Here is a 12,758-nt window from a genome sequence, read left to right as displayed (position 1 = left end):
TACAGAGGCCGTTTTGCGGTCAGAAGTGCCGATCGAGAAACGCGAAATACTCTTCGCGGATGTCGAGCGTTTCATTGGCCAGGTGGTGTCGGGCTTTGGGAATTAGCAGCACCTGGGGATGGCTGAATTTTGCGTCCAACACCTTGAGGTTGTGTTGCCAGTCCACGGTTTTGTCCGCCTGGCCCTGAATCACCAACGGCTGTCGCGCACTGGCAGGCATTGCTTCGATGCGCGGAATCCAGCGCGCCATGGCACCCACCCACGCGGTGGGCAGGCGCACAGGCTGCAAGGGATCTGCCTGTAAAAAGGGTAAAAAATCGGGGTCGTTGGTGTTTTCGCTAAAACGCCGTTCAATACCTTTAACGAAAGGCCTGAGCAGTAAATAGCTGAGCTTCGACCACTTCCAGTCTTTGGGCCGCACCAGCGGTGCCATCAGTACTGCTTTGCCTTGGGCCGGGCTCTTATCGCCGTAGCGCAGCAAATGATCCAGCACCACCGCGCCGCCGGTACTTTGCCCGATCAAGTGCCACGGGTGCGGCAGCGCCAACGATTGCGCCTCGATAAACAAGCCTTGCAGCGCCTCTTGATACTGCGAGAAGTCATCGATGCTGGCGCGCTCGCCACTCGACAGCCCATGCCCCGGCAAATCGCAGGCGATCACTACAAAGCCGTGGTTCAAGCCCCACTCAATCACATGCCGATACAGCCCCATGTGATCGTAAAAGCCGTGAACCAAAAACAGCGTTGCCACGGGCGTTGACTCGGGCCACCAGACTTGGCTGACGAGGTCATAGCCGCCCGCGCTGAACTGTCCCAGTTGGCGGCGCACTGGCGCTGTACGCTGCGTGAAGTCCAACCCATAAAAATGCTGGTACGCCAAACCCTCCCTCGATAACGGCTGTCCAGCGACCAGAGGCTGCAAGCTGGTGCGCAGTGAATCGGGAGAAAACGCGACGGGCATAAGGGGTTCCAAACAGAAGGGCATGGGGGCAGAACAGTCTTTATAGACCGACGATATTCATCTGTCAGTTCAAGCATGGCAAGCTACGCGCCCCTTAAGGATCATTTTGCATGCCTGCGCCCACCGCTAAACCCTGGCTTACCTGCCTGCTGGTGCTGACCTGCGGCGTAGGATTGTGGGCCGCCTACGACTGGTTCCAAGGCCGTTACATTCGCGTGTTCAGCGACCAAACCGCGCTGTTTGCCGGAGATGTGCTCAGCCTGCCCGCCGAACTCTCCGGGCCGGGACCGATTCGCGTGGTGCATTTTTGGGACCCCGCGTGCCCGTGTAACGTTGGCAATCAGCAGCATCTGAGCGAACTGCTGGCGACTTATGCCCCGCAAGGGGTTGAGTTCTACTCCGTGCAAAAGCCTGGTACACACGGCCAGCTTCCGGCGACCTTGGGCTCGATCAAACCCTTGGCCAGCCTGCCGGGTGCCGAACACCTGAGTGTCAGCCCGGCCGTTGCCATCTGGGACCGGAGCGGCCAACTGGCCTACTTTGGACCCTACAGCGAAGGCGCCACCTGCAACGCCAGCAACAGTTTCATCGAGCCCATTCTGCAGGCCTTGAGCCAGGGGCGTGCGGTGAGAGCCACCCACACCATGGCGGTGGGGTGTTATTGCCCGTGGCAGGATGCTCGCGCCGCCCTGTAATCACGGGCCGGTGCTGACTAAAGGATAAGGAACCCTCCATGAAACGCAGCCTGACCGCCCTCGCCCTTGTTATCGCTGCCGTTGTCGGAGGCAGCGTGTGGTACGTGCAAAGCAAACTGCCCGTGCGACAGGGGCAGGTTGCGCTGAATGGGCTGCAAGGGCCGGTCACGGTGCGGTATGACGAGCGCGGGGTGCCGCATATTCGGGCAGGCAATGAGGCGGATGTGTACCGCGTACTCGGTTACGTGCAGGCGCAAGACCGGTTGTTTCAGATGGAGATCATGCGTCGCCTGGCTCGGGGCGAATTGGCTGAGGTGCTGGGGCCTAAACTGGTCGACACCGACAAGCTGTTTCGCAGCCTGCGCATTCGCGAGCGGGCGGCCAGTTATGTGACCGAGTTGGATCAGCAGTCTCCGGCATTTTTGGCCTTGCAAGCCTATCTGGACGGGATTAATCAGTATCAGGCCACCCACGCCAAACCCGTGGAGTTCGACCTGCTGGGCATCACGCCTAGACCGTTTACAGCGGAGGATACGATCAGCGTCGCCGGTTACATGGCCTACAGCTTTGCTGCTGCCTTTCGTACCGAGCCGCTACTGACTTATGTACGCGACCAACTGGGCGGCGACTACCTGAAAGTCTTCGATCTCGACTGGCAACCTCAAGGTGTTTTAGTCCCGGTCCTTGCGGCCAGCGACTGGAAAACCTCAGGGGCGTTGGCACAGCTCAGCGATCAGGCATTGAGCCACGCGGGTTTGCCGCAGTTTGAAGGCAGTAACGCGTGGGTGGTGTCGGGGAGCCGCACGCAAAGCGGCAAACCGCTGCTGGCGGGCGACCCGCATATCCGTTTTTCGACCCCGTCGGCGTGGTACGAGGCGCAGCTTTCCACGCCGGATTTTGAGCTGTATGGCTACCACCAAGCGCTGGTGCCGTTCGCGTTTCTAGGCAACAACAGTGACTTTGGTTGGAGCCTCACGATGTTCCAGAACGATGACCTGGACCTGATCGCTGAAAAGACCAACCCCGATAACCCCAATCAAGTGTGGTACCACGGCGAGTGGGTCGACATGAGCAGCAGCCAGCAGCAGATCGCCGTGAAAGGTGAAGCGCCGGTTACGTTCACCCTGCGCCAATCCCCGCATGGGCCGATCGTCAACGACGTGCTGGGCGCCACGGCGGGCGCGACACCTATCGCCATGTGGTGGGGTTTTCTGGAGACTAAAAATCCGATCCTTGAAGGCTTCTACCAGCTCAATCGTGCCGACAGCCTGAACAAGGCCCGGGCAGCAGCGACGCACATTCAGGCGCCTGGCTTGAACGTGGTGTGGGCCAACGCCGCAGGCGATATTGGCTGGTGGGCGGCTGCACAACTGCCCAAACGACCTGCGGGGGTCAACCCGGCTTTCATCCTTGATGGCAGCACGAATGAGGCTGACAAAGACGGCTTTTACCCGTTTAGCGATAACCCGCAGGAAGAAAACCCGGCGCGGGGCTACATCGTCTCGGCCAACTTTCAGCCGGTGTCGCCCACCGGCATTCAGATCCCTGGTTACTACAACCTGGCGGATCGCGGCCAGCAGTTAAATCGCCAGCTCAGTGATCCGGGCGTGAAATGGAACCTTAAAAACAGCAAGGCGTTGCAACTGGGCACCACCACTGACTATGGACAGCGCGTGCTCAAGCCATTGTTGCCGGTGTTACGAGACGTGGTCAGCGCTCCAACTGAGCGCAAATTAGTCGAGCAACTGGCGAAATGGCAAGGCGACTACCCGCTGGACTCGACTGCCGCCACCGTGTTCAACCAGTTTTTGTACAGCCTGGCGCAGGCAACGATGCACGACAAACTGGGTGATGCACTGTTTGACACGTTGCTAACTACCCGCGTGATTGACGAGGCCTTGCCGCGCCTTGCTGCGAGCCCTGATTCGCCGTGGTGGGACAACCCCAACACGGCGCACAAAGAGACCCGCGCCGACATCGTCAAATTGGCTTGGCAAAACAGCATCGCCCAGCTCAAGACCAGCTTGGGCGATGACCCTGCGCAATGGCGCTGGGGCAGCGCCCACACCCTGACGCATGAACACCCGCTGGGGCGGCAAAAACCATTGGATTGGTTATTTAACGTGGGGCCTTTTGCGGCGCCTGGCAGTCACGAAGTGCCGAACAACCTCAGCGCCAAACTCGGCAATGCGCCGTGGGCTGTGAGCTATGGCCCGTCGACCCGCCGCGTGATCGACTTTGCCGACCCCGCGCACGGCCTGACCATCAACCCGGTGGGCCAAAGCGGCGTGCCCTTCGACAAACACTACAGTGACCAGGCGCAGGCCTACATCGAAGGCGACTACGACATCACCCATATCGACGACACCGAGATCCAGGCCAACACCCGCAGTACGTTGCGGCTGGTGCCTGTGCTGCGGTGAAATCAAAACCTTCGCTCTTGATCTCAGAGGCAGAGGGCTGCTGCGCACCCCATCGCAGCCTCGTGCCTCGTCAGCGGCTACAGGGTCAGGCCAGCGCGTAATTCAGCACGATGCCCACGAAGATCGCCAAACCGGCCCAGTGGTTGTGCAGGAACGCTTTGAAGCAGCGTTGCGGATCGCGGTTGCGGGTGTACCAAAACTCCCACACAAAGCACGCGGCTGCTGCCAGCAAGCCCAGGTGGAACCAGCCGCCCAAATCAAAGTGCGCTCCCGCCAGCAACAAGCAACCCAGCGCCAAGCCTTGCAGGCTGAGGATGATCACGCGGTCGGCGTCGCCAAACAAAATGGCGGTGGATTTGACGCCTATTTTAAGGTCGTCGTCGCGGTCGGTCATGGCGTAGTAGGTGTCGTAACCCACGGTCCACAGCAGGTTGGCGATGTACAGCAACCACGCCGCCGCCGGCAGACTGCCGGTTTCGGCAGTGAAAGCCATGGGCATGCCCCACGAGAACGCCGCGCCCAGGACCAATTGCGGGTAGTAGGTGTAGCGCTTCATGAACGGGTAGCTAGCGGCCAACGCCAGGCCGCCGAATGACAGCCAGATGGTCGGGGCGTTGGTACACAGCACCAGTAGGAAGCTGATCCCCATGAGCAACGCAAAAAGCACCAACGCTTCTTTGCTGCTGATTTTTCCGCTGACCAAAGGCCGTTGCTCGGTACGTTTGACGTGGCCGTCGACCTTGCGATCAGCAAAATCGTTGATCACGCAGCCACCCGCCCGGGTCAGGATCACGCCGAACACAAAGATCAACAAGTTGCTCAGCGAAGGCACGCCCTTGGCGGCAATCCACAGCGCCCACAACGTCGGCCACAGCAGCAGGTAAATGCCGATGGGTTTGTCCATGCGGGTCAGTTGAATAAAGTCCCAGGCACGCGGGTTCAAGCGATTGAGTGATTTGAGCAAGCTCACGTACATCAGGTGTTCTCCGACCGGGCACTCAGGGCGGCCCACATATTAGGTAAAAAGACTTCGGCCACCAACAGGCTCAGCGAGCCGCGGGTAAAGCGCGAACGTCGCGCCCACAGGCCGTCGGTCTGATTGGCGACCGGTAATCCGGCGCGCGGGTAGCGGCATACCTGCAATGCGCCGCGCTCAAAGGCGTCGTCGCAAAACAGCAACTCGCCCAGCGAGCGAGTCCCCAGTTCGTCCATGTTCAGACCGCCCTCTTGCAGCGCGCTTTTCGCTGCCACGCTGCGAGCAAATACCCACGGCTGCTGATGACCAAGCAAATACACTTCGCGCACCCAGCCTTCACTGTTTTCGGTCAGGCCAAGCGCGGCGCATTCATCGGCACGCAATGTTTGCCAACCCTCGAATAGTGGGAGCACGCTGAAGGCGTCGTTTGAAAGTGCGGTCAGGCGCCGGGTCAGGGAGCCCTGATCGAATAGCCAGTCGAGGGTTAGTTCGTCAGGCAGCGCAGGAAGATGGCGTTGCTCAAGCCAGACGGCGCAGATCAGCGGGGAAGTTATGTGCGGCACGGTGGGTCATAATTGGCAGCCATTGAGGTCGGCGAGCTTATCACGCGGATCCTGGTATGAGCGGCTGAGCGCTTTTGGCAGTAATCGTGCTTGCATCTGTTGGTGCTGATCAGTACAAAACGCCCTGAATTTAACGAGCAACACAGCCGGTCGATAAGAGCCTGTGCCCTCGTCCCAGCCTGAACCTAAGGAAGTAACCCCCATGAAAAAGTGGCAATGCATCGTTTGTGGACTTATTTATGACGAAAAAGAAGGCTGGCCGGATGACGGCATCGCCCCCGGCACTCAATGGCAAGACGTGCCAGAAGACTGGCTGTGCCCGGACTGCGGCGTTGGCAAAATGGATTTCGAGATGATCGAAATCAGCTGAGCCGCCCACTTTTGAATTGATTCACCTTGGAGATTGGAATGAACGCACCTGTCGTGATCGTTGGTACTGGACTGGCTGGCTATAACCTGGCCCGGGAGTTTCGCAAGCTGGACAGCGAAACCCCGCTGTTGCTGATCACGGCCGATGATGGGCGTTCCTACTCCAAGCCGATGCTGTCGACCGGCTTTGGCAAGAATAAAGAAGCTGACGGTTTGAGCATGGCCCTGCCCGGTGCGATGGCCGAACAACTCAAGGCGCAAGTACGCACCCATACGCGGGTCAGCGCGATTGATCCGGGCCACAAGCAGCTGTGGATCGGTGAAGAAGCCGTGCCGTATCGCGACCTTATTCTGGCTTGGGGCGCACAATCGGTGCAGCTGCCGGTAGAAGGTGATGCCCAGGACGCGATCTTCTCGATCAACGACCTCGAAGACTACGCACGCTTTCGTGCCGCCGCTGCGGGCAAGCGTCGGGTTCTGATTTTGGGCGTCGGGCTTATTGGTTGCGAATTTGCCAACGACTTGATTGCAGGGGGTTACGACGTTGATTTGGTGGCGCCCTGCGAGCAAGTCATGCCGACGTTGCTGCACCCTGCCGCTGCGGCAGCGGTGCAGGCGGGTCTCGAAAGTCTGGGCGCGCGTTTGCACTTGGGCCCGGTGCTTACGCGTTTGCAGCGCACTGAAAATGGCCTCGAAGCACACTTGTCCGATGCCAGCGTCATTGCCTGTGATGTGGTTGTGTCGGCCATTGGCTTGCGTCCGCGCACCGACTTGGCTGCGGCTGCGGGCATTCGTATTAACCGCGGGATAGAGGTGGACCGTCACCTCAAAACCTCCCACGACAACATCTTCGCCCTGGGTGACTGCGCGCAGGTTGATGGCCTTAGCCTGCTGTATGTGATGCCACTGATGAGCTGCGCCCGGGCGCTGGCGCAAACCTTGGCCGGCAACCCGACAGCGGTCAGCTACGGGCCGATGCCGATTACCGTTAAAACCCCGGTTTGCCCGTTGGTGGTTTCGCCTGTGCCGCGGGGCTTTGAAGGTGTCTGGACCGTGGAAGGGCAAGGTGCAGACATCAAAGCGCTGTGCCGCGATGCTGACGGAAAACTACTGGGTTACGCCCTCACGGGGGAGGCTGTTCGCGACAAACTGGCGCTGAACAAAGAGCTACCGGCTTTGCTGGCCTGAAAGCGGCACCTTTTGTCGTATATACCATTGCCTTGACTCAACAAACACCCTGCTGAGGGTGGCGCAGGCGTTGGTCGCGTGCCATCCTCACACCGGTCTGCCGCAGAGTAGAGCCTGCGGCGCCGTGGTTGCTGCTCCATAGAAGAGCAGCACGGAATAACAACAAAAAACCGTCAAAGAGGCTTCATCATGCGTAAACCAGATCTCGCCAACGCTATCGCTGAAAAGGCTGACCTTACAAAAGAGCAGGCTAGCCGCGTACTCAATGCAGTGCTCGAAGAAATCACCAACGCCCTGCACCGCAAAGACAGCGTCACGCTGGTCGGCTTCGGCACCTTTATCCAGCGCCATCGCGGTGCGCGTACCGGGCAAAACCCGCAAACCGGCGAGCCGGTCAAAATCAAAGCCAGCAACACCGTAGCGTTCAAGCCGGGAAAATTCCTGAAAGACAGCGTCAACCCGTAAGCCGGGCTTGGCCGCTATGCGAAGCGGCCCTGAAGAACGGGCAAGCTGGCTTGCCCGCTCTTGATGATGACTTGGCCGATCATGCGGCCATAAGTGGTAAAAAATCGTGTATCTGCGTCTAATGCTGCGGATATGTGGTGTTCTTGGTTCAAATCGTTACACTGCGCCGGCTATTTATTATTCCCCCGAGGCCGCGTACATGAAATTTCGTTTTCTGCTCTGGATGCTGGGCTTTTTGATGGGCAAAGCCAGCCGTAAAAACCCTGCTTTTCAGCAGCAATTGGTCGACAAAGACCTGGTTTTCCAGCTGCAAACCCTCGATGGTAAAGTCGCCCGTCACTTCAAGGTCAAAGACCAGCGTATTACCAGCCATTCGGGTTTATACCCGGAGCCTGCCTTTGCGATTGCCTTTAAAGATGCCGCGTATGGTTTTGCCACGATGCAGGCGAAGAACAAGCAACTGGCGTTTATGACGGGGATTCAGGACAAGTCGATCCAGATCAAGGGCAACCCGGCGCAGGTGATTTGGTTTCAGGGCCTGACCAAGTACCTCAAACCGCGTAAAAAGCCGAAGACTTCTTAAAACGTAGTCGCAGCCTTCGTACCTCGGCAGCGACTACAAGCCTAATCAGGTCTGGCTGAACTGGTTCGCCATCTCGCGCAGTAATACCTCGGCCTCCAGCACTTTGCTGACAGCGTCCTCGGCTTTCTCGCGGGGCACGCCCAGGCGCTCGAACAGTGTGTCAGGCAGCGGCGCGTAAGCCCCGTGACCAATCGCACGCTTGCGCAGTAACCCCAACGCTACACACACCAGGTTGGGGTATTGCGCATGAATGCCGGTGTAGTCCGGGTCGTGTTGAGCGCGCAGCGCCGTCACCAGTTCATCCGGCATGCCCCAGTAGCGCATTAACCATGCGCCCATTTGTTCACGGCTAATGCCCAGCAAGTGCTGTTCGATCACGCTGTGGCTGACGTGCGGGTTGACTTCGAGGTGGCGGCAAATCAGTGAGAAGTGCGGCGGGAACACGTGGGCCAGCAACAAGTAACCAAAGTTGTGCAGCAGCCCCGCGAGGTAGGTCAGGCCCACCTCGGGGCGCTGATCGCGTGGCATGGCACGCGTCAGGCCTTCAATTACGGCAGCGGTGTAGATCGACTGTTGCCAGTATGGCGTGCTGGTTTGCGGATGGTCGTTGGGCAAACTCAAGGTTTTGCCCAACGACAGGCTCAACGCCAGGTTGATCACCAAGTCGACCCCAAGCACCCGCACAATGGCGTCTTCAACCGAGCGGATTTTGCTCGGTGCGGCGTAGTACGAGGACGAAGCCCAGCTTATGACTTGTGCCGCCAGCGCCGGGTCGGTTTCGACAACGCTGGTGATTTCATCGATGGTGACGTCAGGGTCGACCCGCAAGCGCATGATTTTGCGCACGCTCTCTGCCAGCGGGGGTATCTCGATGGTAGCTTCGAGCCGTTGCTGGATACGCCGAGCGGTAAAGGCCTGAACCGCGTGGGTGATGGCTTCGCTGTCGTCGTCCGGGCGATTAAGGTTGAGCTTGATCTCGTTCAAGGGCTCGCCAAAGCGCCCGGAGTTGGCGATGCCCAGCAAGCGCTGAAAGTCTTCGCGGGTTATTTCCAGTAGCAGGCCTGGCTCTCCCGCGCTGATCAGTAGCAGCGGTTGCTGTAACAGATGCTCTTCGTACAGGCAGGACGAACGTGTAATAGAGGGCAGGCCCGGCAGTTGGCTCAGGCCATGTTTGTCGAGTAACTCCTTAAGCCGGTCCGCAGCCACGGCGCTCATGCGGCGTCCGATCAGGTCGGCCAAGCGGTTAAGGTCGAGCAATTGGCTCTGCGCGAACAACACCATCAAGGCGCCAGCCGTATCCTCGAGCAGCACGGCCTGTACCTTGCTGTCCGGGCTGACTCCCGGATGATCGTGGACTTCTCGATACGCAATGGCCCGCTCATCGAGCAATTGCTGGATAACAGGCGGCGTACTCGTAACGGCTATGGCGCTGGCGGCATTGGTCATGATCTGTATCCGATTGGTGCAACTCAATTTTGATAACCCGGTACTTGATCGGCCGCTTCTCAAATTACTGTACGAATTTTCACACTTGGCCGTATTGCTGGCCATGTCGTAACCAACGATCCAGGAGTGGGCTGACATGGCTTGGCCACTGCTCAAGCAGTGCCAGTGCGGCATCGCGCACGGCGGGTAGCAGGTCGGCGTCACGCATAAGGTCAGCCACTTTGAACTGTAAAAGGCCGGTTTGCCGGGTGCCGAGCATTTCACCGGGACCGCGCAGTTCGAGGTCTTTCTCGGCGATCACGAAGCCATCATTGGTCTCGCGCATGATGCCCAGGCGCTGGCGTCCGACTTGCGACAGCGGCGGGTGATACAGCAGCACGCAGTGGCTGGCGGCACTGCCCCGGCCGACGCGCCCACGCAACTGATGCAATTGGGACAGGCCAAGGCGCTCTGGGTTTTCGATGATCATCAGGCTGGCATTCGGGACGTCAACGCCGACTTCGATCACCGTGGTTGCGACCAGCAATTGCAGTTCACCGGCTTTGAATTGCGCCATGACGTCGGCTTTTTCCGCGGCTTTCATGCGGCCATGGATCAACCCGACGCGTAATTCCCCCAATGCGCTGGAGAGGTCTTCAAACGTGGTTTCGGCAGCCTGACAGGTCATCTCTTCAGATTCCTCAATCAGTGTGCACACCCAATAGGCTTGCCGCCCTTCGGCGCAGGCGGCCCGTACCCGCTCAATCACTTCGACCCGCCGCGTGTCGACCACTAGCACGGTGTTGACTGGGGTTCGGCCGGGCGGCAGTTCGTCGAGAATCGAGGTGTCGAGGTCGGCGTAGGCGCTCATTGCCAGTGTGCGCGGGATCGGGGTCGCGGTCATGATCAACTGATGCGGGCACATCACCCCGCCTACGCCTTTGTTGCGCAAGGCCAGGCGTTGCTGCACGCCGAAACGGTGCTGCTCGTCGATGATCACTAGCGCCAGGTTTTTAAACTGCACCTGATCTTGGAACAGCGCGTGAGTGCCGACCACCATGGGTGCGCCATTGGCGATTTGCTCCAGTGCCGAGACCCGCGCCTTGCCCTTGAGCTTGCCAGCCAGCCACGCGACTTCAATACCCAGCGGTTCCAGCCAGCGTTTAAAGCTGATGAAGTGCTGCTCGGCGAGGATTTCCGTGGGCGCCATTAATGCAACCTGATAACCGGCTTCAAGCGCCTGTAGCGCGGCGAGGGCTGCGACAACGGTCTTGCCTGCGCCGACGTCGCCCTGGATCAAGCGCAGCATGGGTTCGGGCTGGCTGAGGTCGTAAGCGATTTCGTTGCCAACCCGGACCTGAGCGCCGGTTGGCGGGAACCCCAAGTTGGCGAGAAATTGTTTAGGCAGCTTTTTAGCATGAGGCAACGCTGGGGCTTGCTGAGACCGCAGGCTCTCGCGCAGGCGCTGTTGCGAGAGTTGGTGGGTCAGCAACTCTTCAAACGCCAAACGGTGTTGGGCCCAGTGATGGCCCAGCGCGAGTTCCTCAACATCGGCATCGGCTGGTGGCTGATGCAAATAACGAATTGCCTCGTCCAGCGGAGCCAGTTGGTAATCTTTGGCCAACTGCGGCGGCAACCAGTCAGGCAAGCTGCGTGGCCCTAGCATGCCCAAGCTTTGCAGGCTGAGTTGGCGCAGGCGCTGTTGGGTCAAGCCTTCGGTGGTGGGGTAAATCGGCGTGAGCGTGGTATCAACGGGCGGCGGCTCATCGCCCGTAATGGCGCGGTATTCCGGGTGGTAGATCTCCAGCCCCGAAGCGCCGGGTCGTGCTTCGCCGTAGCAGCGTACTTCGGTGCCGCGCTTGAGGCTTTCTTTTTGCGCATTGCTGAAGTGGTAAAAGCGCAGACTCAACCCGCCGGTGCCATCGTTGATGCGTACTAGCAGGCTGCGGCGTTTACCCATCACCACGTCGATGCCGATCACTCGGCCTTCCACGACGGCGTCTTGCCCTGGGCGCAGGGCACCAATGGGCACGACGCGTGTGCGGTCCTGATAGCGTAATGGCAGGTGGAAAAGCACGTCTTGAACGGTTTCCAACCCCACTTTGGCCAATTTCTCGGCCATGGCCTCACCCACGCCCTTGAGCGCGGTGACCGACACGTTTGACAGCTCGCTCATTTCAGCTTCTTAGGACGCAACAGGTGGTTTGGCCACGGAGCACAGGCGGATTGAGTCCGCGAGGATTTCAATCGCTTTGGGCCGCGGGAAGCTGGCACGCCAGGCAATGGCCACGGTGCGGAACGGCACCGGCGGCGTTAGTGGACGCACCGCTAGAATGCCGGGTGCGTAGTGATGGCTGTCGACCGCCGAGAACGGCAGGATCGAAATGCCCAACCCCGACGCAACCATGTGGCGAATGGTTTCCAGCGAGCTGGATTCCACCGTGGTGTGTTTGGCGCCGTCATTGCCTTTACCCAGCGTTGGGCAGGCTTCAAGCACTTGATCGCGAAAGCAGTGACCTTCGCCCAGCAGCAGCAAGCTTTTGTCATTGAGCAGGCTGGCGTCGATGGTTTCTTTTTTGCTCCACGGGTGTTCGCTCGGCATCAGCACGTAGAACGGCTCGTCGTAGAGCGGCAGTGTCAGAACGTCGGCTTCCTGGAATGGCAGCGCGATGATGATCGCGTCCAGCTCACCGTTGCGTAGTTTGTCGCGCAGCACGTGAGTGAAGTTTTCTTCGATGTACAACGGCATTTGCGGGGCGACCCGGTGCAGTTGTGGAATCAGGTGTGGGAAAAGGTACGGGCCGACGGTGTAAATTGCGCCTACTTTGAGCGGCGCTGTCAGTTGATTCTTACCCGCCTGGGCCAGTTCGCGAATTCCCTGGGCCTGTTCAAGAACCTTTTGGGCCTGGGCAACGATGCCTTCACCAACAGGGGTAAGGCGCACGGCGCTTTTGCTGCGTTCGAATATCAGCACACCGAGTTCGTCTTCCAGTTTTTTCACGCCCACCGACAAGGTCGGTTGGCTGACGTGGCAACGCTCGGCTGCGTGGCCGAAGTGTTGTTCTTGGGCGAGCGTAACGATGTAGCGTAATTCTGTAAGAGTCATAGCG

At 59.3% G+C, this 12,758-nt stretch carries 12 protein-coding genes; 6 read left to right on the top strand and 6 right to left on the bottom strand.

The features are described from left to right. Positions 1-19: 19 nt before the first annotated feature. On the bottom strand, positions 20-961 hold the full coding sequence (locus B347_RS0113960) for an alpha/beta hydrolase (protein ID WP_019410313.1): 942 nt from the start codon (positions 959-961) through the stop codon (positions 20-22). A 110-nt stretch (positions 962-1,071) separates the two neighbouring features. On the opposite strand from B347_RS0113960, the gene B347_RS0113955 reads away from it, so the two are divergent. Further along, entirely contained in the window at positions 1,072-1,656 is a 585-nt protein-coding gene (locus tag B347_RS0113955; protein WP_019410312.1) for a DUF6436 domain-containing protein, read from the top strand. 38 nt (positions 1,657-1,694) lie between these two features. Further along, entirely contained in the window at positions 1,695-4,079 is a 2,385-nt protein-coding gene (locus B347_RS0113950; RefSeq protein ID WP_019410311.1) for a penicillin acylase family protein, read from the top strand. A gap of 85 nt (positions 4,080-4,164) precedes the next feature. Here the strand turns inward: B347_RS0113950 and ubiA are convergent, their stop codons facing one another. Both ubiA and B347_RS0113940 read right to left on the bottom strand, forming a co-directional pair. Next, entirely contained in the window at positions 4,165-5,055 is an 891-nt protein-coding gene (gene ubiA, locus B347_RS0113945; RefSeq protein WP_019410310.1) for a 4-hydroxybenzoate octaprenyltransferase, read from the bottom strand. Continuing rightward, positions 5,055-5,618 (bottom strand): chorismate lyase, encoded by a 564-nt coding sequence (locus B347_RS0113940; RefSeq protein WP_019410309.1) that lies wholly within the window; start codon positions 5,616-5,618, stop codon positions 5,055-5,057. The genes ubiA and B347_RS0113940 overlap by 1 nt, the downstream gene beginning before the upstream one ends. Positions 5,619-5,820: 202 nt before the next feature. On the opposite strand from B347_RS0113940, the gene B347_RS0113935 reads away from it, so the two are divergent. The 4 genes from B347_RS0113935 (at position 5,821) to B347_RS0113920 (ending at position 8,223) form a co-directional block, all read left to right on the top strand. Next, the gene (locus B347_RS0113935; protein ID WP_019410308.1) at positions 5,821-5,988 is read left to right on the top strand and encodes a rubredoxin; all 168 of its coding nucleotides are present in this window, start codon (positions 5,821-5,823) and stop codon (positions 5,986-5,988) included. 38 nt (positions 5,989-6,026) lie between these two features. Then, positions 6,027-7,175, top strand: a complete 1,149-nt coding sequence (locus B347_RS0113930; protein WP_019410307.1) for an NAD(P)/FAD-dependent oxidoreductase — start codon at positions 6,027-6,029, stop codon at positions 7,173-7,175. Positions 7,176-7,364: 189 nt separating this feature from the next. Beyond that, a complete protein-coding gene (locus B347_RS0113925) occupies positions 7,365-7,640 on the top strand; it encodes an HU family DNA-binding protein (protein ID WP_019410306.1) in 276 nt (91 codons plus the stop codon). A 199-nt stretch (positions 7,641-7,839) separates the two neighbouring features. Further along, on the top strand, positions 7,840-8,223 hold the full coding sequence (locus B347_RS0113920) for a hypothetical protein (RefSeq protein WP_019410305.1): 384 nt from the start codon (positions 7,840-7,842) through the stop codon (positions 8,221-8,223). Between the two features lie 45 nt (positions 8,224-8,268). Here B347_RS0113920 and B347_RS0113915 read toward each other — a convergent pair whose 3' ends face one another. The 3 genes from B347_RS0113915 to B347_RS0113905 all read right to left on the bottom strand — a co-directional run bounded on the left by B347_RS0113915 (position 8,269) and on the right by B347_RS0113905 (position 12,754). Then, entirely contained in the window at positions 8,269-9,669 is a 1,401-nt protein-coding gene (locus B347_RS0113915; RefSeq protein WP_019410304.1) for an HDOD domain-containing protein, read from the bottom strand. Positions 9,670-9,748: 79 nt separating this feature from the next. Beyond that, the gene (gene recG, locus B347_RS0113910; protein WP_019410303.1) at positions 9,749-11,824 is read right to left on the bottom strand and encodes an ATP-dependent DNA helicase RecG; all 2,076 of its coding nucleotides are present in this window, start codon (positions 11,822-11,824) and stop codon (positions 9,749-9,751) included. A 9-nt stretch (positions 11,825-11,833) separates the two neighbouring features. Further along, entirely contained in the window at positions 11,834-12,754 is a 921-nt protein-coding gene (locus B347_RS0113905; RefSeq protein WP_019410302.1) for a hydrogen peroxide-inducible genes activator, read from the bottom strand. Positions 12,755-12,758 lie beyond the last annotated feature (4 nt).

The organism is Pseudomonas psychrophila HA-4 (assembly GCF_000282975.1).
In the GTDB taxonomy this organism is placed as follows: domain Bacteria; phylum Pseudomonadota; class Gammaproteobacteria; order Pseudomonadales; family Pseudomonadaceae; genus Aquipseudomonas; species Aquipseudomonas psychrophila_A.
Note: the sequence above shows the minus strand (reverse complement) of the source record. Positions and strands in the feature narration are given on the sequence as shown.